The sequence below is a fragment of the Pseudomonas sp. GW821-FHT09H03 genome (genome assembly GCF_059415945.1).
In genome coordinates this window covers 294,738-321,020 of sequence record NZ_JBWKOF010000005.1, presented here as the reverse complement: position 1 = coordinate 321,020, position 26,283 = coordinate 294,738, and the positions used below count along the sequence as shown (strand labels likewise).

Below are 26,283 nucleotides of genomic sequence, written 5' to 3'. Positions count from 1 at the left end.
CCATTCGTTTTCTATCTGGCGCTATTGCGATTCGAAATGGAGGCGTCGCTTGCATGCAATTCTTCAAGGATCTCTAGAAAAAGCTCTGCGCTTCGTGACAGAGGGCGAGAAGCCTCGGTTATTGCGCAGATGGTGTTATGGAACACGGGGCTTTCCGGTAACTCGCGAAAGTCGAAGCGCGGGGCAATGAGTTCGACATAGTGCTCCGGTAGTAGCCCCGCATAACCACCGCCTTCAACGAGCATCGCGATCGCTTCCAATCCCGCTGCTTCGGGGCCTCGTTCAAAACCATGTGCAGCCAGCGTTTCTTCGACGAAGGGATGCGGTCGATAAACCAGTTGAGGTCGGAGCTGACGCTCGCGCGGCGCTTGATTCGCTACATATACGCGATGGTCTTCGACGAACAGCTTTTGGTAATGAAAGGCTCGTTCTTTTCTGTACATCCCACGAATAGCCACCTGCACCCGGCGCTCGCGCAGAGCCTGGTTCAAATTGCCAAAGGTCATCACAGCCACTTCTGCCTGAACATTAGGTGCCCTTCGTCTCAGTTCTTTAAGTGCTTGCGCCAGTCGGCAATTCGGATCAGCGAGCATATGCTCGACAGTACCAATCGAAACAGTGCCGGATATCACAGCACGTACCGCATCAATTTCAGGCTTGATTCGTTCAAGAGAGTTGAGTGCATTAGTCGTCAACTCCAGCGCCACCCTCCCTGCCGCGCTCAGCTTGAAACCGGCCGGACCTCGCTCGCACAGACGAACACCCAGGCGTTCCTCTACCTCCTTGATATGCCTACTGATGGAGGCTTTGGTCATATTCAGCCGGCGTTCAGCCGCAGCAAATCCACCCGCTTCAGCGGCAGCGCAGAAAATACGCAGAGAACGTAAGTCACGCTCGGTAAGGTCGAATCGGTTCATGGGGAAAAGGTATCAGATTCCAAGACCATATTGCCAATAAAGTGATTTTACATGCGCTTTCGCACTGATTAATTTGGTTCCAGCAACCTTCACAAATACAACACTCCACGAAAATGGGGGGACCGCATCATGACAACACTCAGTCGCCGAAGCATCGTCAAAACCGTGCTCCTGACCTCGCTGGTTATCTGCACATCAAGCTTCGCATTAGCCCAGGCAGGTACGCTTGCCGACATCAAGCAGCGCGGCAAGCTGACAGTGGGCACCGAAGCCGCTTACGAACCTTATGAGTTCGTTGAAAACGGCAAGGTAGTGGGTTACGGCCACGATATTCTGGAGCTGATGGCCGCCAAACTCGGCGTCGAACTGGAGCAGTTGAACTTACCGTTCAACGGTTTGCTTCCCGGATTGATGAGCAACAAATTTGATTTCGTGGCCACTTCCGTCGGGATCACACCGGAGCGTGCCAAACGGTTCGCGTTCAGTCAGCCCATTGGTGTCGTCCGCTCATTATTCGTCGTCAAGGCGGACAACACCATCATCAGCAAGCCCGAGGATGTAGCAGGCAAAGTGGTGGGGACCCAGATGGGTTCTTCAGCCCAACAAGCACTGCAGGAATACGAGCGAGAACTTAAGGCCGGCAAAGGACAGGGTTACGCTGACCTCAAGCTATTCCAGGGCTATCCCGATGTCGGCTTGGCGATTGCCAATGGTTCGATCGATGTCGGTGTTCTACCCAGCAACGTATTGGCGGTGCAAATGCGTCGTCAGCCGGACACCTATAAGTCGGTTGGCGAAGTCGGCGATGCCAAGCTGCTGGCCTGGGTAGTCAACGCTAAAAATCCTGAAGTACGCACCTTTATCAACGAAACGCTTGATGAGATGCGTGCTACGGGCAAGTTGGCCGAGCTGCAGAAAAAATGGTTCGGCGAAACAATGACATTACCGACTTCAGGGTATCTGCCTGAAGCGGCCCTCTAACAGGAGGGTCTGGTAATGATGAGCTGGTTGAGTGCACACACCGCGCTGGGACCCTTTTTCGATGGATTGCTTCAAGGAGCGGCTACAACATTTATCGCAAGTAGCCTGGCTTTTCTCATCGGGCTGGGGTTCGGCGTCCTCTTACTTCTCCTGAGAGTCGCAGCAGGCCCGATTTTCCGATTCGCAGTAATGGTCTACGTCAGTGCCATCCGCGGCACACCGCTATTGATTCAGTTGCTGATCGCGTATTTCGTTTTGCCGAGCCTGATCGGTATTTCACTGACACCACTGGAAGCGGGGATCCTGGCCCTGTCGTTGAACACGGCGGCTTACATCAGTGAAATCTTGCGGGGAGCTTTGACTTCGATTCCTGGAGGTCAGGTGGCTGCAGCCCAGGCACTGGGGATGCGCGCTCATCAGAAGTGGCGTTACGTGCTGTTGCCGCAGATGTTCCATCGTTCTGTTCCTCCGCTGACCAACGAGTACACCGTACTGCTCAAAGCCTCATCGCTGCTGTCGGTCATTGCCGTCAGTGAACTGGCTACCGTGGCTCGTAACGCGACGCTGCAAAGCGATCTGCCGCTGCAAGTGTTCAGCGCAACAGCGATCGTTTACTTCCTTATTCTGCTGTGCGCTTCGTCGATCTCGCGACTCATCGAGCGCCGCATTGCCAAGGTAATGCCAAATGCCCATTGATATTGAAGTGATCGGTCACGCAATCCCCGCATTGCTGCAGGGGCTGAAAATCACCGCGACGGTCAGTGCCATAGGTATTCCGCTGGGGATGTTGATCGGTGCTCTGTTCGCTTACATGGCCGATGCCCAGCATTGGTTGCCAAGGCTGTTTGCTCGTTGTTATGTCGAACTTGTCCGAAATATTCCATTCCTGATCGTGGTGTACCTGCTGTTTTTCGGTCTGCCACAGCTGGGAGTGCAAGCCTCTTCGTTTGCGATCGCCATTGGTGCCACTGCGTTCTACACGGCCGGGTATTTCAGTGAAATTCTGCGTGCAGCCTTGAAGAGCGTGCCTGCCGGCCAGGCGCGCGCAGCGCGGTCGCTGGGGTTTTCCGTCTGGCAGGTTCAGCGCTACGTGGTCGTACCGCAAAGCTTCGGCTACCTGATCCCGCCTACTACCAGCCTGATCATCATGATGTTCAAGGACACCGCGATTTTCTCGGTAACCAGTCTTCCTGAGCTGACCTATCAGAGCAACCTGATGACCGCTGACACCTTCGCCTATCTAGAAGTGTTAGGCACCGCTGCATTGCTTTATTGGCTGTCAAGCATTGTCCTCGATGCGCTTGGCCAAGCACTGGAAGCCCGTGAAAGACACTGGCGGCATCGCTAGAAAATCCCATCATTTAGGAGTTTTTATGAAGAACCTGACCGTCGCCCCACGTACCAGCCATCAGACCCTGCTTTATTCAGAGCTGATGACCGATCTGGACAACCTTCAACAGGCGGATATTGCGGTGCTTGGCATGCCTTTTGGTTCGCCTTACAGCCCGCGCTCATATACCAACGACCAGACCAATGCACCACTTGCAATACGGCAGCTCACTGACCGTATGGTGCGTGATCCACGGCATTATGATTTCGATATCGATGGCCCGTTGCTGCAAGGCCGTAGCGATATCCGATTCATCGACTGTGGTGATGTGTTGCCGGATGTCGCCATACCGGGTGAGCACTATGAGCGTGCCGAGCAAGCCGTACGCCAGCTGCTCAAAGCCGGAGCGCTACCCGTCATCCTTGGCGGTGACCACGGAATTACTACGCCGGTTTTACGGGCCTACGACAGTCTTGACCCGATCACCATTATCCACATCGATGCGCACCTTGACTGGCGCGATGACGTGAACGGGATCAAGGAGGGGTTGTCCAGCCCAATACGTCGAGCCTCCGAAATGGCCCATGTTGGCCGTATCTTCCAGATTGGACTGCGTGCTCAAGGCAGCGCACGCCCCGAAGATCTCGAGGTCGCGCGCGAGTACGGTGCGGAGTTAATCAGTGCCTATGAACTGCATGAGATCGGCATGGACGCAGTACTTTCGCGAATTCCCGATGGTGGGAACTACTACTTGACCATTGATGCCGACGGTCTCGACCCGACCATCATGCCCGCGGTAGATGGTCCGGCCCCAGGTGGCGTGACTTTTTTGCAGGCACGCAAACTCATCCACGGTTTGGTGAAAAAGGGACGGGTGGTGGGTATGGATATCGTTGAGATCCAGCCAGGCAAAGACAACGCAAGCAACCTCACCTGCGTGACCGCGGGACGCTTGATTGTCAATCTGATCGGCGCCTCTATTCGCGCGGGGTATTTCGACAAATGATTCAGACTAAAGCCGCTGTGGCATCGGTTTCCCGCTTCGCTGCAGATGTTCAGCCCCACTGCATCAGAATGCGCGGGATCAATAAATGGTACGGAAATTTGCAAGTCCTCAAAGACTGCTCGACGCACGTGAGTAAAGGCGAAATTGTAGTGGTGTGCGGGCCTTCAGGTTCAGGCAAGTCGACATTGATCAAGACGGTCAACGGACTTGAGTCTTTTCAGGAAGGCGAAATCCTGGTGAATGGGCAGTCGATCGGCAGTGCAAAAACGGATCTGCCAAGGTTGCGCCAGCAAGTCGGCATGGTGTTTCAGCATTTCGAGCTGTTCCCCCATATGTCCATCATCGAGAACCTGACGTTGCCACAAACGAAGGTGCTCAATCGTGCGACAACCGATGCAAAAGCCAAAGGTCTGGCATTGCTTGAACGTGTCGGCCTCAGCGCACATGCCCACAAGTATCCGGCACAGCTCTCTGGTGGTCAGCAGCAGCGTGTTGCTATCGCCCGGGCATTATCGATGGATCCAGTCATCATGCTCTTTGATGAACCCACCTCGGCGCTGGACCCTGAGATGATCAACGAGGTACTGGACGTGATGGTGTCGCTGGCGAAGGACGGCATGACAATGATGGTAGTCACTCATGAAATGGGTTTTGCTCGGCGTGTGGCAGACCGGGTGGTTTTCATGGAGGAAGGGGTCATCATTGATGATACGTCGTCTGAGGCGTTCTTCAACGGGGCATCGTCAGAGCGGGCAAAGCTCTTTCTATCGAAAATACTGGGGCACTAAGTCCTGCAATGTATTCAGAGCGCTGAACACGAAATCAGTCAATTAAAGCTCAGTCAGCAGGTTTTGATCAGGGATTAATCTGCTGACTGACGCATTTCGTATAAGCTCTGCTTCGCATCGTGTACAAGATCTACGACAGTCAGTTAAACAACCTTAATGCGGATATCCACTTCAGATGGAAGTCTGTTGCAAGGGCAGCTATTGGCCGATTCTGTTGAAAAAGTCGGTCTGCGGCCGACCTGGTCGCAAAAGTGATCACCTTCCGCTACGTCGCCGAAAAGTACATGGTGGATATCGTCCCTTCCAAAGGAAAAGCCACCCAATTCGACAACAAACGGGAAATGAAGAACCTGATTGCGTTTTTCGATGATCCGCCAGCACCACTGGACACGATCGAGCCGCTACATGTGCTTAAGCATCTCACTTGGCGGAAGGCGGCGCCGGTCCGAGCAAATCGAGAGAAAGCTCTCCTCAGCGCAATCTGCATAGCCGCCTTCAGCAAATGACCGCCGTACGACGCCCTCTCCACGGGCCAAATTGACGATGGCATTCGGCCGCTTCAGATGGAAACGCAGCTTGCGCCCTGGATCAACCTGGGCGCGCGGTGCTGGATTGGAGAGTTGCTGAAAGCTGAATTGAACAATTTGGATCTGGAGCGGAAAACGCGGTACCCACCCAGAGAAAGTACAAATGGCTCTTGGAGCATGAAACAGGACCACATGACCTCTTCTCCCCCTTCGCTCTGCATTTCTTGCAGGAGATCAAGCCTGCTACCGGAGCATTATGTCGAACTCATCGCTCCGCGCCTTGACTTTCACGAGTTACCGGGCAGCCCCGTGTTCCATAACACCATCAGCGCAATAGCCGAGGACTCTCGCCCTTTGTCACAAAGCGCAGCGCTTTTTCTAGAGACCCTTGAAAATTACATGTACGCAACTCCGCCATCTCGAATCGAAATAGCGTCAGATAGAAAATGGATGGTTCCCGGCGTGCCGCATTCCACAGCCTCCTTGGATATCCCGGATACGACACGTGGGAACACTACAGGCCGCCCTCGGCTGAATGATCCTTAGCGACTGACCTTAGCCCGCTGCGACCACAGTAATTTCCACCAACAGATCCGGCGCGGCCAGACGCGATTGGACGGTGGCACGTGCTGGCGCATGGCCTTCTGGCGCCCAGGCGTCCCATACCTCGTTCATGCCAGCGAAGTCGGCCTGGATGTCCGACAGCCAGACCTGCGCGGTGAGGATACGGCTTTTGTCGAGGCCCGCCAGGGCCAGGAAATGGTCGATCTTGGCCAGCACTTGAGCAGTCTGGCCCTTTATGTCCTGGGTGCGGTCAGTCGCCGTCTGTCCGCCGAGAAAAGTAAAGCCGTTGCATTGAACGACACGACTCATGCGCTGATTGGTCTCGATGCGTGTAATTTCCAGCATGTGAACTCCTCACTGTTACGGGGTGGGTGTAGCGGATTGAAACGATGCTGCCGACTCTCTGGGGGGCGAGTTGAAACGGTCGATGGCGAACGGCTCTAGTGAAATATCCGAATGTTCGCCAAGAATGAGCTGGGCTAAACGCTTACCGGTGCCGGGGCCCATCTGGAAGCCGCTACCACAAAAACCGAATGAATAACTCAGGTTACTGACTTTGCGACTGGCACCTATCACCGGCAGATCATCTGCGGTAAAGGCCTCAACACCGGCCCAGACACGGTTGACGCCCAAGTGTTTCAAATGGGGAAACAAGTCGGTGACTGTGCGCGCGCTGCGGCCTAGAAGCTCCATGTTGACTTCACCATGGCGTGCTAGAAAATCCAGCGATCCGATCAACTTGCCACCGATCACCACCGTACCATTGGCAAACTGCTTGAACGACAGCGCTCTGCCTGTGGCACCCAGCACTGGCGCACAGAAAGATGCGACGCGATGGGTGACCATCAGCATCAGGCCTTCAGGGTGCACGGGCACCGGCTCGCCAATCTGCATCGCCAGTCCACCGGCCCAGGCGCCCGCTGTCACCACCAGGTGTTCGGCGCTGAAACTGCCTGTGGGAGTACTGACGCGCCACTGGGTACCTGTCTGATCGATCTGCTGCGCCGGCGTGTTCTCATGAATCTGCACGCCTGAATGTTCAGCGGCCAGGCGAAACGCGGTAACGGTTTTGTAAGGCACCGCATAACCATCGTCCTTGACCCAAATTCCGCCCGTCACATGCCGCGCCACGGTCGGGAGAATGTCGAACACCTGGTGCTGATCGACCAACACTTCATGATCGAAACCCGACGCTTGAAGCTGCTCGACCCGTCGCCGACACTCCTCCAATTCGGCCAGGGTCTCCGCCAGCTTGAGTTGACCGCTGGGCACAAATCCACCATCGTCGCCCAAGGTGTTTTTGAGCGAGTGCCACAGGTCCCGCGACGCCAGCGCCAACGGAATTTCCGCAAGATGGCGGCCCAGGGTGCGCACGCCGCCGGCATTGACACCGGAGGCATGGCGTCCGCAATACTCGGCTTCCAGAACGATCACCTTGACCCCGGCTTGCGCTAGGTATAACGCCGTACTCAAGCCATGAATGCCACCGCCGATCACCAGCACGTCAGCCTGACGTTTGCGAGGTTCATTCACCGGCCAGCTCTCCCAGGGTGATGGGCTTGATGGGGGGACGAATGCGGTAATAACCCACTTCGTCCGCCGAAACCCCGCGGGCCTTGGCGATGACTTCGGTCACTGTCAGGCCGCACATACGTCCCTGGCATGGTCCCATGCCACAACGACCGAATGACTTGGCCTGATTCGGGCCCGCACACCCCAGAGCGACAAAGCTGCGCAACTCACCCGCCGTCACTTCTTCACAGCGGCAGACCATCACCTCGTCGGCCGGAATACGGTTTTGTTCTTTTGGCTGATAAAGCGCGTCGAGAAACGGTCGAATCCGCAGGTTCGACTCCAGTTGCACGCGCAACGGTCGCGCCTGCTCATCACGTTCTGCGGTGCCGATGGTCATGAGTCGAGCGGCGATCCCCAAAGCCGCCAGTTGTCCCTGCACTGCCGCTGCCTGGGCGCCACCGATACCGGCGCCGTCGCCGGCGATGTATACACCCGGCACATCCAATTCACCCCACGGATCAGTGACCGGTCTGAAACACAGCTGATCCAGATCCCATACATGCCGCGCGCGCAACGCCTGACTGAACTGGATATTCGGCACCACGCCCTGATGCAGCAGCACGCAGCGAGTAGCGATGCGGTGCGCCTTGCCGGACACGCTGAATGTCAGTGCCTGGGCCTCCTCCTCGCCTTCGACCGCCAGTTGCTCGGCGCCCGTGAATTGAGCAATTCCGGCACTGCGAAGGCTGCGCATCAATTCCAGCCCCTTGCGCAAATAGGGCCAGGCGCGCAGAGCGGTCAACAGGTGACGGCGAGCACGCCAGTAGTCTTCGGGCCGCGTGGTGTCGACCAAGGCCTTGATCGTTACGCCGGCTCGCAGATACTGCCAGCCGAGCAAATACAGCAGTGGGCCGCAGCCGGCCAACACCAGCGGCTCGCTCGGAGCCAAGCCAGAGCTTTTCAGCAGAATCTGTGCAGCGCCGGCGCTCATTACTCCGGGCAAGGTCCAGCCCACAATCGGAAACGGCCGCTCCATGGCACCCGTCGCCAGCAACACGGCTTTGGCATCCAGGGTATAAAGATGACCTTCGCGCAGGTAGCTGACCTGATGATCCCGGGTCACCTGCCACACCGATGCGCCTTTTTCATAGCGCACGCTTGAGGAGGTCAGGGCCTGGGCCAGTTGATTACCGTGAGCGTAATCCGGTCCCAGCAGATCCCGTCGGGACAGCGGCGCCAGGGTGATGCCTCGATAAATCTGTCCGCCGGGACTGCCCTGCTCATCCAGCAACACCACCTGCAAGCCCAGTCCGGCCATCCGCGTCGCTGCCGCCATGCCCGCCGCGCCCGCACCTATCACCACCACATCGACGCTTTCATGATTCATGACTGCACTTCCACGGTCCGGACGTTCATTGGTTGACAGATCAAATCCCGCGCCCCTTCCTGGGAACGAATGCGCATGTTGTCAGCCACTTCAATCAAACAGCTTTGGCGGTTGGGCACGCCATCGATATCCACCAGGCACTCGAAGCAAACGCCCATCATGCAGTACGGCGCGCGGGGAGATTCACTGACCGGGGTGGCGCGAAAGCGGCTGATGCCGGACATCAGCAAGGCGGCGGCGACACTGATGCCAGCGGGCACGGTGAGCGGTTGATCGTTGAAGGTCAGACTCACACTCCGCGTCGCCCTGGCCTCACTGACGACCGGTTGAAACAGTGGATCAGTGCGCATGTGAAAACACCTTGTCAGTTAGAAAACGATCACCGGAAAACACCTTCAGCTCATCAGGTCGTGGCCCGCCCATGACCCACGGCGTGATGCGCTGGGCATGGGCGGCCGCCAGGGTTACACCGCTGTGGCAGGTGACCACAAAGGCACCCGGGTACTTGCTGGATTGCTGGTAGATTGGCAACCCGTCCGGGCTCAGCACCCGCAATGCGCCCCAGGCCCGGACCAGCCGCACATCACGCAGCAAGGGAAAGGTCGCAACACCACGCTTGGCGATGGCGGCCAGCACTTCAGTGGAGGTGCCGTCATCCAAGCCCACCTCCTCCATAGAGTCGCCGAGCTGCACAGTGCCTTCGTCGGTCTGGCGGACATTGATGGTCGGGTAATCGAGAAAGGGTCGGACCCGCTCGCTAATCAACACCTGTCCACGATTGGGCGCCACCGGTGCATACAGGCCCACCTGCTGCGCCAGTGCCGGATTGCCCAGCCCGGCGGCCAGGACGATTCGAGGCGCGACGAAGCAACGCTGCCCTGCTTTGACCCGAAACTCTCCGGGGGCGCAATCGATGCGATCGACCTCCACGCTGCTACGCAGTTGCGCCCCCTTGGCCTGCGCCGAAGTATGCAGAGCCCGCAAAAGTTTCAATGGATTAACGTGACCGTCCTGCGCCGTGTAACTGGCGCCGATCACTGCTGGTCCGATCAGTGGCAAACGCGCTTTCAGGTCGGCAGCGTCCAGCATCTCGAACGGGTAATCGCCCAGCGTATCCTGCAAGGTCTGCAGTCGCGCCTGGCGCTCCAGCAACTCTTTGTCGCTAAAGCACATATGAAAACCGCCGGGTTGCTTGAGTTGAACATCAACCCCGCTATCGGCCATCATCGCTTGCGCGAACGCCGGCCAGCGACTCGCCGAAGACCGGGTCCAGCGCGCATAATCCGGTAGGTCATGGCCTTTGCCCTGGACCCAGACCAGACCGAAATTGCCCCGCGAGGCACGAAATGCGTTGTCGCCCTGATCGAGGATCACAGTATCGACACCACCGCGTGCCAAGCCATAGGCCACCGCAGCCCCTACCAGCCCGCCGCCGACCACGATCACGTCCGACTGGACGACCTTGTGTCTGTCCTGGCTCATTTGCCTTCTCCGATCAGTACCCGATCCAGCCCGACCAGGCGATCCAGCACCAGCATCAACAACAGGGTGCCGACAATCAGCACCGTGGAGACGGCGGTGATCAGTGGATCGATGGTCTGGGATATATGGTTGTACATGGCCACCGGCAAAGTGGTCGTACCGGGCGTGGCAACGAATACGGTCATGGTCAGTTCGTCGAAACTCTGGATGAACGCCAGCATCCAGCCACCGATGACGCCGGTGCGAATCCGCGGCAGGACCACCCGGTAAAATGCAACCCAACGCGGTGCGCCGAGCGACAGGGCTGCCTGTTCGATGTCGCGTTCCAGGCCAATGGTCGAGGCCAGCGTCAGGCGCAATGCATAGGGCAGCACCACGATTACATGGGTAATGCTCAGGGCCCAGAAAGATCCGCCAATCTGCGCCACGGAGAAAAACCGCAGAAAGGCAATGCCCAGGACCACGGATGGAATCATCAGCGGCGACAGCAGGAAGCCGGTCAAGGCGCCGCGGCCCGGAAACTCGTAACGGCTGATCGCGAGTGCCGCCGGAACGGCCAATAATGCGGCGACGGTAGCCGAAACCAGGCCCAGCTTCAGTGACAGTAAGAACGCATCGAGCATTTCCTGGTTCTCCAGCAACGCCTGGAACCAGCGCAAAGACAAGCCGTCAGTCGGCAACGACAGATAACCCTTGTCGGTAAACGCCATCGCCATCACCACCACCAGCGGCGCAACGATAAAAAGGACGAATAAGAGATGGAACAGCAGCGAGAAAAATCCATTCTTGTGCATGGTGGGTTACTCGAAGACTTGCTTGAAGCGACGCTCGGCAAGCTTGCTGCAACCCAGGATGATGATCAGGTTGGCAACCAGCAGGAGCATCGCGATGGCGGCGCCGAGGGGCCAGTTGAGGGTGCCGAGGAATTCGTCGTAGGCCGCCGTCGCCACCACTTTCAGGCGTCGACCACCGATGATCGCGGGGGTCGCGAACGCTGACGCCGCCAGGGCGAACACAATGATCGAGCCGGAGAGAATGCCGGGCATGATCTGTGGCAAGATGATTCGGCGAAACACCGTCTGACGCGATGCGCCGAGAGACAGCCCGGCCCATTCCACCTGCAGATCCAAGCGCTGCAACGTGGCCCACACGGCAATCACCATGAACGGCACCAGCACATGGGTCAGGACGATGATCACACCGAGCTGGGTGAACAACATCCTCACTGGCTGCTCGGTAATTCCCAGCGCCTGCAAGGCATCGTTGATCAGGCCGTTGTTGCCCAGCAGGATTGCCCAGCCGAGGGTGCGCACCACCACCGAGATCAGCAGCGGCCCCAATACCACCAGCAGAAACAACGAACGCCAGCGCGAAGCCATACGCGCAATAATGATGGTTTCCGGAACGCCCAGCAGCACACAGAGGAGCGTGACCGCCAGCGCCATGCCGCCAGTGCGCAGGAAGATTTCGTGGAAATAGCCGTCCTTGAAAACCTCCAGGTAGTTACCGAGGCTGTACACCGGCAGCACACCTTCAGTGTCGCTGAACAGGTTTAGCGACAACACCGCAGTCAACAGCAGCGGCACCAGCAACAGCGCGATGAACACCAGTAATGCCGGGGCGCTCAGTAACCACGGCGTCGTGCCGACGTGTTCGGCATCATACCTTGCCATGGGTTACCTCCCGATCCAGCAGGCGCAGGTCGTCATCGGACCAGTCCAACCCGACTTCACTGTTTTCATCGGGCGGTGGCATGCCTAGGTTGGGTTGGGTCATGTGCACCACACCAAAGCTGCTTTCCACTGCGATCAACCACAGGTTGCCGAGAAACACGCGCAAACGGATGCGTCCGTTCAAACGCCCCTTGCCCGCCTCCGTCAGACGGATTTTTTCCGGACGGATATAGACGTTGACGTCGTTGCCCAGCGAACGATCTTCGTGGGGCACATTCAACATCGTGTCCTTGACCTGCACATGGCAACACCGAGCGTTGCGGGTTTGCACCGCGCCGGCGAAAGCGTTGGTCTTGCCCAGGAACGCTGAGGCGAACGGTGAGTGGGGGCGTTCGTACGCTTCGTACGGCGTGTCGATCTGCACGATTCGACCTTTTTGCATCACTGCGATACGGTCGCTCATGGTCATGGCCTCGACCTGATCGTGGGTCACCAGAATCGTGGTAATGCCCAGGTCGCGCTGAATCGCCCGCAACTCGATGTGCATCTCTTCGCGCAGTTTGGCATCGAGGTTGGACATGGGCTCGTCGAGCAGCAACAGGTTCGGTCGAATCGCCAAGGCCCGGGCAATAGCGACCCGTTGCCGTTGCCCACCGGACAGTGCTTTGGGATAGCGTTCACCAAGGCCACTCAGGCGCACCAGGTCGAGGGCTTCAGCGATCCGCTTGCTGCGTTCGCCCTTGGGTACGCCACGCATTTCCAGGCCAAAACTGATGTTCTGCGCCACGGTCATGTGCGGAAAAAGCGCGTAGCTTTGAAAAACGATACCCAGCCCTCGCTGCTCGGGACGAATATGGGTGATGTCGCGCCCATCAAGGACGATGCGCCCTTCTGTTGGCTGGACGAAACCGGCAATGGACTGCAAGGTGGTGGTCTTACCGCATCCGGAAGGTCCGAGCAAGGCGATGAATTCGCCGTGGCGGACTTCCAGGTTCAAACCGTCGATGGCCCTGAAACCGCCATATGTCTTGACGATGCCTACAAGTTTGAGAAATGCCATTGGCTTGCCACGCAGGCGCAGGCCTGCGTCTCCAGAATGATGTCGGGGAGGATCGCAATCATTGACCGGCTAGCGTTCGACCGTGCGATTCCAGCGCGTTGTCCACTCGCTGCGCTGTTGGTTGATCGTGTCCCAATCGACTTTGATCAATGCGTTGACCTTCTCCGAGCCATAGGGCAGGCGTGCGGCGATATCCGGCGTGAGTTGGACGGTCTGGTTCACCGGCGCGAAGCCGTTTGCCTGGGCCTGAATCGTCTGCACTTCAGGCGACAGCACATACTGAATGAATTGCTGCGAAAGCTCCGACTGCGCATTGGGCGTGATGCTACAGGCGGCGACCTGCAAGGCGATGGCGCCTTCTTTCGGGTAGATGAACTTGAGCGGAAAACCGGTGCCTTGTAATGCCACCGCGCGACCGCTGCCGTAAACCGCCATGACCACGTCGCCATTCTGCATCATGCCGTCCATCTCACCCGGTGCCGATACCCAGGCCAGGACGTTGGGCCCAATTTCGTCTTTGAGCGCCTTGAAACCCGGGTCAATATTCTTTTCGCCACCGCCTCGCAAACGGGCCATTTCTACCAGCGTGTGCAAACCGTAAGTGTTAGTTACTGGTGGCATGCCCAGCAATTGCTTGTAGCGCGGATCGGTGAGGTTTTCCCAGGAATTCGGTGGTGCCCAACCGCGCTTCTTGAATGCCTCTTCGTTGTAGCCAATGCCTGTGGCGACCATCCCTACTCCGGTCGCTTCCGGACTGAGTCGCGCCAGCGGATAGAGGTCTTTGTAAATGGGGGCATCGCTGAGTTTTTCGCACAGGCCAAGTTGCAACGCCTGGTACATCGGCCCGTCGTCCATCATCGCTACGTTGATTTGCTGACGGCCCTTTTGCGCCTGGAGCTTGGCCAAGGTTTCGGTGGAGTTGCCGGCGACGTAAACCACTTTAACGTTGTGCTGTTTCTCGAACGCGGGGATGACTTTGGTCTTATACATCTGCTCGGTAGACCCCCCGACACCGGCGACATACAGCGTCGGCTGGGCGAAAGCGGCGCTACTGCCCAATCCGACGAGGGCGACAGCGACAGCCATGGCGATGCGGTTCAGTGGACGAAGCGACGGTGTTTCCAAGGTCATTTTATTGTTGTTCACAGACAGCCTCCGAAAGATCGAATAATGCATCAATTGCTTCGGCGTCAATCGAAGCCATGCAGCGCACTGCATGTCCCGGCGAATCCATCACGGGACGGCGCATCTTCCTGTGCGCTATGGGGTTGCTGATTTGAAGTATTGCGATGCACTATCCATGCGGTCAAATCACAATATCCGGGCCAGTTATTCATATTTGATATGGAAGGTCGTCATGAACCTCAGGCAGATAGAAGCATTCCGCAGTGTCATGCGATTGGGCTCCATGACTGCGGCCGCCGAAGCGCTGTACACCTCGCAGCCCAATGTCAGTCGGTTGATTGCGCAGCTGGAGCTGAGTAGCGGGTTGACCCTGTTCAAACGCGCGGGCGTGCGGCTGATCCCGACCCAGGAAGGGCAGGCGTTTTTTCATGAAGTGGAACGCGCCTACGTCGGCCTCGACAGCCTCAAGCATTCGGCGAAGAACATCCGCAACCTCGGCACCGGACGTTTGCGCGTAGCAGCCGTGCCCTTGACCGGCATGAGCGTACTTCCGAGCGTGATCAAGCACTTCACCGAAACACGGCCGGAACTCACGGTGTCGCTGCACGTGAATTCCTCATCGACGGTGGAGCAATGGGTAAAATCGCAGTTCTGCGACATTGGCATCGTGGTGCATCCCGGCGATATCAACAGTCATCAGATTGAATTGCTGGCCGAGATAGCAGCCGTCTGCGTGTTGCCTCGCACACATGCGTTGGCTGAACGAGCGCAGATCACCTTCGAAGACCTCGAAGGGCAAGCGTTCATCTCGCTCTGCCATGGCGATGGCACACGCTCAAAGGTGGATAGTCTGTTCGAGCAGGCAGGTGTTGAGCGAGTGATGGCAGTCGAAGCACAGTACAGCGCGATCAACTGCGAAATGGTCGCACTTGGAATGGGCGTCACCCTCGCCCATCCCCTGGTTGCCAAGGATTATCTGCATCGTGACATCGTGATCCGACCGTTCAGACCGGACATTCTCATTCCTACCTACGTGATCTGGCCGACCACACCAACGAAGACGCAACTGGCCAAAGAGTTCGTGGATATGCTGAAGGCTCACTTTCGGGACGCGGTGGGTGCCGTTTAGCTAATCAGCAATAGCCTCGCGGTGACATTGACGCCCTGTTCGCTCTAACTAATCCGGGTGACGTTCTCACCTTTGGCAGAGTAACGACGTGTTGTTCGGCCAGTTTGAGCTGCTTTCCGTTGTATCGTTGATGGGGCTAAAGACATGCTGGCGATGTTTTAAACCAGCCCATCTGAGCTCTACAACACATGAAGAGCAGAATCAGGCTTTTGCCCTTTCCTGCTCCGCCCGGTGCTTGCGCACCGGGCACCGCGGATACTCGACCGCTTCCTGCCTGCGCTACCGCTCAGCCTCGCAAATTGTATTACGTGACTTCACACGATAAGTCTCCGAAACAGCGTGCACGAATTAATAACAAGACAATTTCAGCGCAGACTTAAAGGGTCAAGGGCGACACCACAAGCCGCAAACCGCGAAGCGGGACCGGGTGAGGGTGCCGGCGAAGCGAACCATTGACGCGGCCTTTTACGATTACCCCATTTGCAGGGCAGCGGGAGGCATTTCCCCCGCTGCCCTGCCCCGGCGAGGGGCGGCAAGTCCAGAGGGGCAGCAGCCCTTTGGGTAAGCCAGGAGGACGCGCAAAGACCGAGCTAATCTGCCCGGCCGGAGCAAGTCGGTGGCGAGGATAACCAGACTCGCCCAATCTTGCCGCCTTTAGCAGGGCCGCCTCCTTTTGTTCACTCGCCAAACAGCGCATTGGTGTATTTTTTGGAGACAGCTCCAGTTCGCTGGCCGTTTGCACCGTAGTACCGATCTTCACGACATAGCCGCTCCTTCACGTCGCAGAAAATCCCGTTGGCAAAGGTGAACTCGGTCAGATCAATGTCACTCGATGTGAACACCTCGTTCGCAGCAGCCTCCTTGCCTAGATACTTTTCCGTTAGCTCGCGGGAGATCCCTTTGTCATTGGCACACACGTAGCGGTCGCAGAGCACGCCCGACGCAGGCGATTGGATCGTAGCCCGCTGCTTGGCGTGTGCCGGCATCACGCCCACGATCAGAAGCAGCGCCAGAGAAAACGAAAGATATGATTTACTCATACTCGTTAGACCTCGTTTAGTGAGTTTCAGATTTACGCAAGCCACGGCGGATCAGGCTGGCGCCCAATCCCACTATGCCGAGTGTGATGAGCGTCCAGCCCAACGGCAGCAGCGCAAAAGGCTCCTGGAGGCGTCCGTCCGGGGCGATGGAGCTGCCAAGCACCTCGAACAGCCCGAAACAGGCGAGGCCGAGAAGCAGCGCAGCAAAGGCAATGAATAGGCCATAGCTTTTTTTTGTTCTCTTCATACTTCCTCCGTCAGGGCTCATTGAGCCATCGCCAGCGCGCCCACACGCGCTTGCGCGGGCATCGAGAGTTGATGCAGCGGGTGTTCGGAGACGAGTGGTGGCACCTGGATAACGACGCGCCCGCGCCGAACCCTGACTGGTACTACCTCGAACTCATTATCTTCGCGGGGCAACGAGCGCTGCGCCAGGAACAGCAGCAGGTGGTGGCATGAATCACGCCGAGGCCTCCCTGCCCCGAGTTTTACAGACTTGCTCATAGGCTTTGATTTTATTCTCTAACCGCTCGATTTGCTGCAGCAGAAGAATTTTGATGCTGTCATCTGCATCCTTTAGCTGGCTCGTCTCAAAAGACCACTCCAGCCTCCCTACAATTTCATTGTTCATGCTTCGTCTGGCCGCCTTTGCAGTGGCTTTGATTTTCGCATGAAGGTCACTTGGGAGGTGGACGATAAAAGCCTCAAGATTGTTCGGCATGTGGCTCTCTTGCTGTTTCAAGGAAGAAATATCATATGAGTATCGCTACGCCGAACGCTGTAGGAATTTTCTGAAGGCGGAGGATGGGTTCTCTCTGAAAGGTTTAACTCCAAAGCCTCCCTCACAGCAAAACAGCCTTACCCCCTCCTCCGTCAAAGTCAGGCGCTATAGCGGCAAGGACGAAGTCATGCCTGAAGAAACTGTTTTGATCCAGCCGCTGCCGGTCGAACGCGACACCGATGGCTGGTGGTCCCCCCCTAACTACCTGTCAGAGTTCGACGACGAGATCACCGAGGCACAATTTCAGAAATGGTGCCTGCGCCACCAGGTGAAAACCAAAGTCACCTTCATGGAAAGCGACGTCTGCGTCGACGTGTTCGATACCTACATGGATGACCGCCAGTGCGATATTCAATTTATCGATTGCGGCCTTGAAGTCTTGGGCAGTAATTTTCTGGTTTTCATTTCCAGGCTGGCGCCGAAGACTTTGCGTACCACCCTGGCGATGGTTTGGTTGGTTTTCGCATCGCTGAACTCGGCTTCGATGGGCATTAGAATCGCCAGGTCATATTCCCGGTCAGCGCTTGAATCCATGCATTGTCAAACTCACCGGAAGTTCGATTGCCAGACACGGATTTGGTCTGGTCCACCGACATGTCACCGATCCAGATCATGGCCCAACTGACGTTGACGTCCGTGTCTTTGTCCAGAGCATAGGTGGCGCCTGTCGCAATGCGCCAGGATTCGTCCATGGGCACGGTGAACGTTCGATTGCCGTCCGACACGGCGCTGCTGTCGTAAGCCACGCCGACGTTCCACAGCAGTTGCGGCGTGGCCTGGTATTGCGCGCCAAGGGAGAGGTGCCAGGTGTCCTTGAAGTCGGCATCGACGGTGGTCGAACGGGCGTTGCCCGCTGTGGTGTCGACCTGGGCGGCAATCTCGCCGAACTCTGACCAGTCCTGCCAGTTGACCGAAGCCAGAAAAGCCCATTGCCTGTCCATTTGTTGAAACAGGCTAAGGGTGACGGTTTGCGGTACCGTCATGTCCAGTTTGGTCTTGTCGCCATCCAGGCGATCCAGCGCCGGGCCATTACCGTTGATGTCCAGGCTGTCCTCGAAATCCAGATCGACTTTGCTGGTATACGTCAGGCCGATACGGGTTGCGGATTGCGGGGCATAGATCACGCCCACGTTCGCACCGAAGCCCCAATCCTGGTCTTTGTACTTAAATTGTCCGTCACTGCGATCGGTGAAACCGAACGGCGCCCGGTCGATGGCGGTCTGTGCTTGCAGCATGCCGTACATGGCCTTGACACCGACGCCGACCGACCATTGCTCGTTGAAGCGATACGCAACGCTCGGTACCAAAGACACTCCACCCAGACTGGCGTTCTGGGAGAAGTAGCGGCCAGACCATTCGTTGTCGTAATTGACCGCCAGGCCGAAGTCGGCGTACTGGCCGAAGCCGACGCTCCAGTGATCGTCCAGTTCATGGCTGACGAAAAAACCGGCACCGGGAATTGGGTCCAGGACGTTGCCACTGCTGCTGCCCGCGACGTTGGTATCCTCGTTACGATCGAATTTCAGGTGGCCGTACAACACCTGCAAGCCCGCGGTTATTTGCGTGCCCGGCAGGTAGCTCATGCCCGCCGGATTGGAGGCAATCGTCGAGGGGCCCTGCGCCCGGGCAGCGGCACCGGCGTTGGCCAGGCCGGCATTATCGGTGCCGATTTCGTAGAGCATGATGCCGCCCGCCTGCACCTGATGGCAGAACAGAATAAGCACAGCTGGAATCGCAGATTTTCTTAGCTGCATGGACTTATCTCGACAAGAAAGCTTCCTCGAACACTCAAATTAGTTCAGATCATGAAAGTCTGAACTACGCTGGACGGAGCCGGTGACAGACCACTAAGTGGTAGTTCATGTTTGGGAAATCGCAAAGGTGTGCGAATGAATAAAGCTCTTCAATTCATGCCCGTCATGGCATTGGCAACTATTTGGCCCCACCTCGGGTTCTCCGCCGACAGCCAGGCGGAATTGGCCAAGCAATCGCTAAACCCGGTGGCGGCGCTCTACAGCGTGCCCATTCAATACAACTGGAACCAGAAGCTCGGGCCCAGCGGAGAGGGTTATCAAAGCGTCACCAATATCCAGCCTGTGTTGCCTTTTAGCATCAACGAGAAATGGAACCTGATTTCCCGAACAATCCTGCCGGTCATTGACCAACATGGCCTGGTACCCGGCGGGCAAGCCGACAAATCCGGTATCGGTGATATCACTCAGAGCTTCTTCTTTTCACCCAAGGAACCCACCGCCAGCGGCTGGATCCTGGGGGCCGGCCCGGTGATTTTGGTGCCGACAGGCAGTGATGACCTGCTGAGCGCTGAACAATGGGGTGCCGGGCCTACGGTGGTGGCGCTTAAACAAAGCCATGGCTGGACTCGCGGTATTCTGGCCAACCACATCTGGTCGGTGGAAAGCAGCCCACCCGACGAGAAGGACAAGATCAACCAGACGTTCATGCAACCGTTCTTCAGCTACACCACCCATACCTACACAACTTTTGGCATCAACACCGAGTCCACCTACGACTGGCAAACCCGCGAATGGTCGGTGCCGATCAATCTGTTTGTGACCCAGTTGTTCAAAGTGGGTCATCAACCCATGAGCCTGCAGGCCGGACCGCGCTACTGGGCTGACAGCCCGAAAGACGGTGCTGAAGGCTGGGGATTTCGGGTAGCGTTCACGCTGTTGTTTCCCAAGTAGATCTAATTCAGGCCAGAATCATTTCTTTTTCACCGCTACTGCATTGGCTTAGAGGACATGCGAACGCTCGTTCTTGAAGTCTGGCCATTCGCTGCGCAAGGCGTTGCCTTACTTTGCTACCCCGTTAAGCAGCACTCCATACGACTGAAGAAACTCCACCGTCCCGTGGAAAATCAGACCGACGCCCATCGCCGAAACGAAGAAGCCGACGATGCGGGTCGCCGCGTCAATGCCTTGCGGGCCAATCTTTTTCAGGATGACATTGGCGTAAGCCAAAGAAAGGTAGGTGGTGAACATAACGGCACAGATCGCCAACGCCACCACGGCGAAGGACAGTATGGCGCGCTCGGAATCTTTTATGGTGCTGGTCAAGCCGATCAAGGTAGCAATAGCGCCGGGGCCGAACATGATAGGCATGGCCATGGGTATGAAGGATACGTCCTGGTCACCTTTGCCAGCGCTTGGAATCAGGTTGCTATTGGGCGAGGGGGCGAAAAGCTCGAAGCCGATGCGCATCAGGATCAGCCCACCGACCACCCGAATCATACTCAATGGAACCTCGAACAGGCGCAGCAGCAGGTTGCCGAAGATCAAAAAGAAAAACATCAGCAGTAGCGCGTAGAGGCAAGCCTTGCGCGCAACTCGACGCCGTTCGATAGCGTCTTTGTCTTGCAGCAGACCAAGGAATAACGGAATGGCCTGAAGTGGATTGATGATTGCCGTCGAGGGGTTGCCCCTGGCTGTAGTTTCCCTTGAATTGGTACTGCGTCTCCTCGGGCGTATTCTGGTACATGCTCGACTTGGAGATGGCGGTACGGTTGAGGTAGTCGGTGCCCCACTGTGACGCGTTGGCCGGTGCGGTCCAGCCGCGACCGATGGGCCGGCCGTTGTAGCGAAAGTGGAACAAGGGGTCGACCAGGTCGGCATCGGCCCTGGCGAAGGTGTCCACCAGCTGTTGCTTGGTCTCGGGATTGCTCGCCGCGGCCTCCCACACCGAACGAATCCAGCCGTACAGGGTTTATTCGCCCGGTAGCGGCGGCACGCGTTTCAACACGTCCGCGAGATCCTCGTAATAGCTCGCCGGCCTCACCCATTTGGTCTCGCCGCCGCTGCCCGCCGGAGCAGGGAAATGCGGAAGCTTGGCGTAGTCCACGGTTTTCATCTTGCCGTCGAACTGACTCAAGGGGTACATGACCACCCGGTTGAACAGCGGCTGCACGGCCTCGGTGTCGGCGGGCGTGTCATCCTTGAACACACGGGGAATCACGAACACCATATCGGTCGAGGAGCGTGCGACGGCGGTAATGCTGGGTCCAGCCTGTTTAGCTGGAAGCTGATTTTTGAGGGCGACACGGAAAACGGTGGGAGTAACCACTATTTTCCGGTCCCTCCGCTATTCCCGTGGTTAGGAACATCGTCGGAACACGCATTTTTCAACAAACGAAGGTGCCCATGACTGTCGTATCGATGTAGGGCGGTCATACACCGTGCAGCAACTGGCCGTCGGTCACGGCGTCACCTCTCCTTCTGGCCAAATGGCATTTACGAAGCTTTGGGCTTCTGCATAGGTACACGGCTCACCGACCATCGAGAAAAATCGGAAACCTGGAAGTGTGACCTGCCAATGAGCCTTATAAGCTTGTAAGACTTGTCCTTCGGCATGGCTGCTTTGAGAGCGGAATCGCTCAGGGGCGTGACTTTCAGGGCCATGGAACACCATTTTGGGGGCATGCGAGATGGCCGAACGGCCATGCCCCCAAATCTGCCCCCAAAACTTTGGGCTCGCTAGGGCAATTTCGAAAACCATAGAAAACAAAAAGCCCGCTCTAGGCGGGCCTTTTGTTGGCTTTCGGGGGATTTTGATATCACCTGAAAATGATCGTTGGTGCCCGAAGCCGGAATCGAACCGGCACGCCCTTACGAGCGGGGGATTTTAAGTCCCATGCGTCTACCAGTTTCGCCATTCGGGCGGTAGCGCGGTGAAGTCGTCTGAATTCAGTCGATTAGCAACTGGTAGTCCTGACGCTTGTGCAGCAGAGGTGGGAATATATACATACCACCCCGGTGAAGCAAGTTCGCAAAGATCCTTTTCAAGACTAATTCTTGCAAGGCATTGCAAATAAAAAGCTCCGTAAATCATGGATCTACGGAGCTTGTTTATGAGTGGAGGCCGAGGCCGGAACGATCCGACACAGGTTGCTATGTAGCCCACCAACAAAGTCAAGCAGATCAGTAGGTTAGCATACCGTACATTGCGCAAGCTACTGATTTTAAAAGGCCTGCTGCCCACGTGATCGCGTTCGACAGGTTGAATCCTCAGCCACTGCCACCCTCTAGTGGCGCGGAGAGCATCAAGGGGGATTCACTAAGTACCAACATGCAAGATGCTGGATTTAGCGCTCTCCCCCGCGAGTCAAAGCATGAAGTCCGCCGTCGTCAGACTGCTGGTGCCGACGATCTGGATGGCGAACTCGGCGGCGCTGTCCACATCGGTATTGCCATACAGCACGCCCCCTGCAACCTTCAACTGCCCGGCTGTGCTGAAGGCGGCTGTACTGCCGATGACCGAGTTGAAGGCGTCATTGGCGAGCGTCGCCGTGTTGGCATCCAGTGTCGACAGATCTATCTTGTCGGCTCCTCGGGTGAAGTCGGTGATGATGTCCCAGGTGGAGCTGGTCAGCCCCGTTTCGGCGAGGGCGTTGAAATCGAAGATATCGTTTCCGATACCACCGGTTAGAACATCCTTGCCTGTACTGCCGATCAAGGTGTCGTTCCCGCCCTCGCCCAGCAGAGTGTCATTGCCAACACCACCGCTAAGCAGGTTGGCGACGGCGTTTCCCGTGAGCTTATCGTTGTAGTTGGAGCCGGTGAGGTTTTCGATGCCCAGCAGGATATCGGAACCTGATCCACCGGTATTCTGGGCCGTGGTCACAGCCAGGCTGGCGGTGACTGCGCTGCCCGAATAGACGTAGGAGGCCGTATCGACGCCGGTGCTGCCATCGAGCACGTTGCTGCCAGCCCCGGAATAGAGGGTGTTGTCGAGGCTGTTGCCCGTAAGGATCCCGGCCCCGGTCGTGACGACGCGACCATGCTCGACATTGGCGCCAAGCGTGTAGACGCTCAAAGAGCTGTAGACCGTGTCGCTGCCGCCAATGCTGGCCGTCGCATTGGTTTCCGTAACGACGTCGCCAGTGTTGTCGACGTAGTAGGTGTCTGAACCATCACCGCCCGTCATCCGGTCGAGGCCTGCGCCACCGTTCAAAACATCATTGCCGGCGCCACCATTGAGCAGGTTGGCGGCGGCGTCACCCGTGAGCTTGTCGTTGTAGTTGGAGCCGGTGAGGTTTTCGATGGCTGCCAGGGTGTCGGAGCCTGATCCGCCGGTGGCCTGGGCTGCGGTCACGGCCAGGCTGACGCTGACCGCGCTTCCGGCATAGGCGTAGGACGCCGTGTCGATGCCGGTGCTGCCATTGAGGACGTTGTTACCGGCCGCGGCAAACAGGGTGTTGTGGAGGCTGTTGCCCGTGAGGGCGGCAACCCCGGTGGCGAGAAGGCGACCGTTCTCGACATTGGCGCCCAGGGTATAGGCGTCGAGATAGGTGTAGACCGTGTCGCTGCCACCGGTGCTGACTGTCGCATTGGTTTCAATCACGACGTCGCCGGCGCTGCTGACATAGTAGGTATCAGAACCCTCACCGCCCGTCATCCTGTCGAGGCCTGCGCCGCCATTCAATACGTCATTGCCGGCGCCACCATTGAGCAGGTTGCCGGCGGCATTACCTGTGAGGTTGTCGTTGTAGTTGGAGCCGTTGAGGTTTTCGATGGCGATCAGGGTGTCGGTGCCTGATCCGCCGGTGGCCTGGGCCGTGGTCACTGCCAGGCTGACGGTGACTGCGCTGCCGGCATAGAGGTAGGAGGCGGTGTCAGCGCCAGTACTGCCATTGAGGACGTTGTTGCCAGCTGCGGCATAGAGGGTGTTGTTAAGGCTGTTGCCCGCAATCGCGGCGACCCCGGTGGCAAGGATGCGACCGTCCTCCACATTGGCACCGAGGGTGTAGGTGCCTAGATAGCTATAGACCGTGTCGATGCCGCCAGTGCTGGCGGTGGCATTTGTTTCAATCACGACGTCGTCGGCGCTGCTGACGTAGTAGGTGTCTGCACCCTCACCGCCCGTCATCCTGTCGAGCCCTGCGCCGCCATTCAAAACGTCGTTGCCGGCGCCACCGTTCAGCAGGTTGGCGGCAGCGTTGCCCGTGAGCTTGTCGTCGTAGTTGGAGCCTGTAAGGTTTTCGATGGCGATCAGGGTGTCTGTGCCTGATCCTGCGGTTGCCTGGGCCGTGGTCACGGCCAGGCTGACGGTGACGGCGCTGGCGGCATAAACGTAGGAGGCCGTGTCAACGCCGGTACTGCCATTGAGCACATTGTTGCCAGCTCCGGCATAAAGGGTGTTGCCGAGGCTGTTGCCCGTCAGGGCGGCGACCCCGGCGGCGAGGATGCGACCGTTCTCGACATTGGCGCCGAGAGTGTAGGCGCCAAGAGAGCTATGCACCGTATCGCTTCCACCGCTGCTGAGCGTCACGTCGGTTTCGCGAACGACATCGCCGGCATTGTCAACGAAGTAGGTGTCGTTGCCGCGTCCGCCGATCAACGTGTCCGCACCCGACCTGCCGCTGAGCACATTGGCCCCATTATCGCCATACAGAACATCATTGAAACTGCTGCCGATGATGTTCTCGATATTCAACAACTGGTCGGCAAAGTCCGCGGGGGTTCGTGCAATGTTGTTGATGACGTCCCCGCCGGCGTCCGAAGCATGCCTGTTGTCAAGCAGGGCAATGACTCCCGTTGCATACCCCAAGCCGCCTTCCAGGTCGACGATCACGCTCGATTGGGCATTGGCATAACTGACGAAATCGTTGCCGGTACCACCGTCGAGGGTTTCGCCGAGGTAGAACCAATAATCAAAGCCGCCGGTCAGATTGCCATATTCATCGTATGTCTTCTCGTACTCTATCGACTCCAGCGTCGCCGAATATCCGCCTTCAGCCATCAGGGTATCGTTGCCGCCTTCTCCCTTGACGAGATCACTGCCGGCGTTGCCATCCAGGGTATTGTCTTGCGCGTTACCGATCAGGGTGTCGTTGAAGCGACTTCCAATCACCGCCTCGAAGCCGCCCAGGGTGTCCACGCCAGAGCCGCCGGTGTCTTGCGCTACGGTGACGGCCAGATTGATGGTGACTGCGCCCGCATCTTCATATGAAACGGTATCGAAGCCTGTGCTGCCGTGGAGACCATTGTCGCCGCTACCCGCGTAGAGCACATTGTCGAGCGCGTTGCCGGCCATGTTGGTGGCCCCGGTCGAGAGCGTGCGGCCACTCTCGATATTGGCACCGAGCACGTACCTGTCGAGGGAGGTCGCGACCAGATCAACGCCGCCTGTGCTGGTTTCGCTGACCACATCGCCGACATTGTCGACGTAATAGGTGTCATCTCCATCACCGCCCCGCATGGTGTCGATACCCGTACCTCCGTCCAGGATATCGTCGCCGCCGTAGCCCATCAGGGTATTCTTGCCGCTGTTGCCGGTCAGCCGGTTGTTAAGGTCGTTACCGTCGCCGTTGATATTTTTGCTGCCGGTGAGTTCCAGGTTTTCCAGGGTGCTGCCCAGGGTGTAGCTGTCCAGGCTGGACTTGACTAGATCGGTACCGCCGCTGTCTACGATTTGGTCCTGGTCTACGTGATAGTTGTAAAAATAGCTGTCGCCGACGCCCTTTGGGGAGGCTAATGCCCCCGCAGACTCAAAGGAAACCCAATGGGTGGCCTCACTGCTGCCACGGGACCGGTAGCTGGCTTCGCCCCAATACAGTCCTTCGCCAAACAAGATAGCGTTGATTGGCGGTGGAGTAGAACCCCATACATACATGAGGTCCATGACGCCGGTAATCAAAAGCCCGGATACATCGGTAAAGCCGGGCTTCAGTTCGGGGATCTTGTCGAGAATATAAGTGTCATCCCCGCTGCCGCCGTCCAGCGTGTCCAGCCCTACACCGCCGTCCAGAATGTCATCCCCCGCCAGGCCAAAAATACTGTCGGCCTCACTTGTCCCGACCAGAACATCGTTGTTCGTAGTGCCGCTTATCACGCCCATGTTTTTTCCTTTAATCAGGGCAGCAAGTGGCATCCCACGCGGCCATATTGTTCGTTGTCATCAATGACAGGCGGGTAATACCACCAGGCATCTCATCGAAATTTGTCGAAGCCGCGCAGGTCAGC

General features: G+C 57.5%; 27 protein-coding genes, 1 tRNA gene and 1 pseudogene. 9 read left to right on the top strand and 20 right to left on the bottom strand.

Annotation, left to right across the window (positions count from 1 at the left end; translation table 11 throughout):
* Positions 1–11: 11 nt before the first annotated feature.
* Entirely contained in the window at positions 12–917 is a 906-nt protein-coding gene (locus AC07OG_RS09695; RefSeq protein WP_495066888.1) for a LysR family transcriptional regulator, read from the bottom strand.
* Between the two features lie 129 nt (positions 918–1,046).
* Here AC07OG_RS09695 and AC07OG_RS09690 point away from each other — a divergent pair, with 129 nt between their 5' ends.
* The 6 genes from AC07OG_RS09690 to AC07OG_RS09665 all read left to right on the top strand — a co-directional run bounded on the left by AC07OG_RS09690 (position 1,047) and on the right by AC07OG_RS09665 (position 5,528).
* Complete coding sequence (locus AC07OG_RS09690; RefSeq protein WP_495066887.1) at positions 1,047–1,898, top strand: transporter substrate-binding domain-containing protein; 852 nt, start codon at positions 1,047–1,049, stop codon at positions 1,896–1,898.
* Positions 1,899–1,913: 15 nt separating this feature from the next.
* Positions 1,914–2,594, top strand: a complete 681-nt coding sequence (locus tag AC07OG_RS09685) for an amino acid ABC transporter permease (protein ID WP_495066886.1) — start codon at positions 1,914–1,916, stop codon at positions 2,592–2,594.
* Positions 2,584–3,246: an amino acid ABC transporter permease gene (locus AC07OG_RS09680; RefSeq protein ID WP_495066885.1), complete on the top strand. Its 663-nt coding sequence runs from the start codon at positions 2,584–2,586 to the stop codon at positions 3,244–3,246. Before AC07OG_RS09685 ends, AC07OG_RS09680 begins: the two co-directional genes overlap by 11 nt.
* 25 nt (positions 3,247–3,271) lie before the next feature.
* Positions 3,272–4,234, top strand: coding sequence for an agmatinase (locus AC07OG_RS09675; RefSeq protein ID WP_495066884.1), 963 nt, complete (start codon positions 3,272–3,274; stop codon positions 4,232–4,234).
* A gap of 68 nt (positions 4,235–4,302) precedes the next feature.
* On the top strand, positions 4,303–5,022 hold the full coding sequence (locus AC07OG_RS09670) for an amino acid ABC transporter ATP-binding protein (protein ID WP_495066920.1): 720 nt from the start codon (positions 4,303–4,305) through the stop codon (positions 5,020–5,022).
* A gap of 251 nt (positions 5,023–5,273) precedes the next feature.
* A complete protein-coding gene (locus AC07OG_RS09665; protein WP_495066883.1) occupies positions 5,274–5,528 on the top strand; it encodes a hypothetical protein in 255 nt (84 codons plus the stop codon).
* A 576-nt stretch (positions 5,529–6,104) separates the two neighbouring features.
* On the opposite strand, the gene AC07OG_RS09660 is transcribed toward AC07OG_RS09665, so the two are convergent.
* The 9 genes from AC07OG_RS09660 to AC07OG_RS09620 all read right to left on the bottom strand — a co-directional run bounded on the left by AC07OG_RS09660 (position 6,105) and on the right by AC07OG_RS09620 (position 14,376).
* The gene (locus AC07OG_RS09660; protein ID WP_495066882.1) at positions 6,105–6,458 is read right to left on the bottom strand and encodes a RidA family protein; all 354 of its coding nucleotides are present in this window, start codon (positions 6,456–6,458) and stop codon (positions 6,105–6,107) included.
* 15 nt (positions 6,459–6,473) lie between these two features.
* A complete protein-coding gene (locus tag AC07OG_RS09655; RefSeq protein ID WP_495066881.1) occupies positions 6,474–7,646 on the bottom strand; it encodes an NAD(P)/FAD-dependent oxidoreductase in 1,173 nt (390 codons plus the stop codon).
* Positions 7,639–9,015: an FAD-dependent oxidoreductase gene (locus tag AC07OG_RS09650; RefSeq protein ID WP_495066880.1), complete on the bottom strand. Its 1,377-nt coding sequence runs from the start codon at positions 9,013–9,015 to the stop codon at positions 7,639–7,641. Before AC07OG_RS09650 ends, AC07OG_RS09655 begins: the two co-directional genes overlap by 8 nt.
* Positions 9,012–9,365, bottom strand: coding sequence for a (2Fe-2S)-binding protein (locus AC07OG_RS09645; RefSeq protein WP_495066879.1), 354 nt, complete (start codon positions 9,363–9,365; stop codon positions 9,012–9,014). The genes AC07OG_RS09650 and AC07OG_RS09645 overlap by 4 nt, the downstream gene beginning before the upstream one ends.
* Positions 9,355–10,497, bottom strand: coding sequence for an NAD(P)/FAD-dependent oxidoreductase (locus tag AC07OG_RS09640; RefSeq protein WP_495066878.1), 1,143 nt, complete (start codon positions 10,495–10,497; stop codon positions 9,355–9,357). Before AC07OG_RS09640 ends, AC07OG_RS09645 begins: the two co-directional genes overlap by 11 nt.
* Positions 10,494–11,291: an ABC transporter permease gene (locus tag AC07OG_RS09635; RefSeq protein ID WP_495066877.1), complete on the bottom strand. Its 798-nt coding sequence runs from the start codon at positions 11,289–11,291 to the stop codon at positions 10,494–10,496. The genes AC07OG_RS09640 and AC07OG_RS09635 overlap by 4 nt, the downstream gene beginning before the upstream one ends.
* 6 nt (positions 11,292–11,297) lie before the next feature.
* Positions 11,298–12,170 (bottom strand): ABC transporter permease, encoded by an 873-nt coding sequence (locus AC07OG_RS09630; protein ID WP_495066876.1) that lies wholly within the window; start codon positions 12,168–12,170, stop codon positions 11,298–11,300.
* Entirely contained in the window at positions 12,157–13,230 is a 1,074-nt protein-coding gene (locus tag AC07OG_RS09625) for an ABC transporter ATP-binding protein (protein WP_495066875.1), read from the bottom strand. Before AC07OG_RS09625 ends, AC07OG_RS09630 begins: the two co-directional genes overlap by 14 nt.
* Positions 13,231–13,299: 69 nt before the next feature.
* Positions 13,300–14,376: an ABC transporter substrate-binding protein gene (locus AC07OG_RS09620; RefSeq protein WP_495066874.1), complete on the bottom strand. Its 1,077-nt coding sequence runs from the start codon at positions 14,374–14,376 to the stop codon at positions 13,300–13,302.
* Positions 14,377–14,446: 70 nt separating this feature from the next.
* Between AC07OG_RS09620 and AC07OG_RS09615 the strand changes: the two genes are divergently transcribed.
* The gene (locus AC07OG_RS09615) at positions 14,447–15,484 is read left to right on the top strand and encodes a LysR substrate-binding domain-containing protein (protein WP_495066873.1); all 1,038 of its coding nucleotides are present in this window, start codon (positions 14,447–14,449) and stop codon (positions 15,482–15,484) included.
* A 677-nt stretch (positions 15,485–16,161) separates the two neighbouring features.
* Here AC07OG_RS09615 and AC07OG_RS09610 read toward each other — a convergent pair.
* On the bottom strand, positions 16,162–16,524 hold the full coding sequence (locus tag AC07OG_RS09610; RefSeq protein WP_495066872.1) for a YcgJ family protein: 363 nt from the start codon (positions 16,522–16,524) through the stop codon (positions 16,162–16,164).
* A 16-nt stretch (positions 16,525–16,540) separates the two neighbouring features.
* Positions 16,541–16,771 carry a DUF3955 domain-containing protein gene (locus tag AC07OG_RS09605; RefSeq protein ID WP_495066871.1) on the bottom strand — a complete coding sequence of 77 codons (231 nt, stop codon included), beginning with the start codon at positions 16,769–16,771 and terminating at the stop codon, positions 16,541–16,543.
* Here AC07OG_RS09605 and AC07OG_RS09600 point away from each other — a divergent pair.
* A complete protein-coding gene (locus AC07OG_RS09600; RefSeq protein ID WP_495066870.1) occupies positions 16,759–16,983 on the top strand; it encodes a phiTE_072 family protein in 225 nt (74 codons plus the stop codon). The genes AC07OG_RS09605 and AC07OG_RS09600 overlap by 13 nt on opposite strands.
* Position 16,984: 1 nt before the next feature.
* Here AC07OG_RS09600 and AC07OG_RS09595 read toward each other — a convergent pair whose 3' ends face one another.
* The 4 genes and pseudogenes from AC07OG_RS09595 to AC07OG_RS09580 form a co-directional block, all read right to left on the bottom strand.
* Positions 16,985–17,245, bottom strand: a complete 261-nt coding sequence (locus AC07OG_RS09595) for an Arc family DNA-binding protein (protein ID WP_495066869.1) — start codon at positions 17,243–17,245, stop codon at positions 16,985–16,987.
* A 268-nt stretch (positions 17,246–17,513) separates the two neighbouring features.
* On the bottom strand, positions 17,514–17,660 hold the full coding sequence (locus tag AC07OG_RS09590; RefSeq protein ID WP_495066922.1) for a hypothetical protein: 147 nt from the start codon (positions 17,658–17,660) through the stop codon (positions 17,514–17,516).
* A pseudogene (locus tag AC07OG_RS09585) lies at positions 17,658–17,791 on the bottom strand (DUF3313 domain-containing protein); the annotation flags it as partial. The gene AC07OG_RS09590 and the pseudogene AC07OG_RS09585, both read right to left, overlap by 3 nt.
* A gap of 5 nt (positions 17,792–17,796) precedes the next feature.
* Entirely contained in the window at positions 17,797–19,059 is a 1,263-nt protein-coding gene (locus AC07OG_RS09580) for an OmpP1/FadL family transporter (protein WP_495066868.1), read from the bottom strand.
* A gap of 156 nt (positions 19,060–19,215) precedes the next feature.
* Between AC07OG_RS09580 and AC07OG_RS09575 the strand changes: the two genes are divergently transcribed.
* On the top strand, positions 19,216–20,010 hold the full coding sequence (locus tag AC07OG_RS09575; RefSeq protein WP_495066919.1) for a transporter: 795 nt from the start codon (positions 19,216–19,218) through the stop codon (positions 20,008–20,010).
* A 108-nt stretch (positions 20,011–20,118) separates the two neighbouring features.
* Here AC07OG_RS09575 and AC07OG_RS09570 read toward each other — a convergent pair whose 3' ends face one another.
* The 4 genes from AC07OG_RS09570 to AC07OG_RS09555 all read right to left on the bottom strand — a co-directional run bounded on the left by AC07OG_RS09570 (position 20,119) and on the right by AC07OG_RS09555 (position 26,158).
* Positions 20,119–20,937 carry a MarC family protein gene (locus AC07OG_RS09570; RefSeq protein ID WP_495066867.1) on the bottom strand — a complete coding sequence of 273 codons (819 nt, stop codon included), beginning with the start codon at positions 20,935–20,937 and terminating at the stop codon, positions 20,119–20,121.
* Between the two features lie 91 nt (positions 20,938–21,028).
* Entirely contained in the window at positions 21,029–21,385 is a 357-nt protein-coding gene (locus AC07OG_RS09565) for a hypothetical protein (RefSeq protein WP_495066866.1), read from the bottom strand.
* Positions 21,386–21,893: 508 nt separating this feature from the next.
* Positions 21,894–21,980, bottom strand: a tRNA-Leu gene (locus AC07OG_RS09560).
* A gap of 443 nt (positions 21,981–22,423) precedes the next feature.
* On the bottom strand, positions 22,424–26,158 hold the full coding sequence (locus tag AC07OG_RS09555; protein WP_495066865.1) for a beta strand repeat-containing protein: 3,735 nt from the start codon (positions 26,156–26,158) through the stop codon (positions 22,424–22,426).
* Positions 26,159–26,283: the final 125 nt, after the last annotated feature.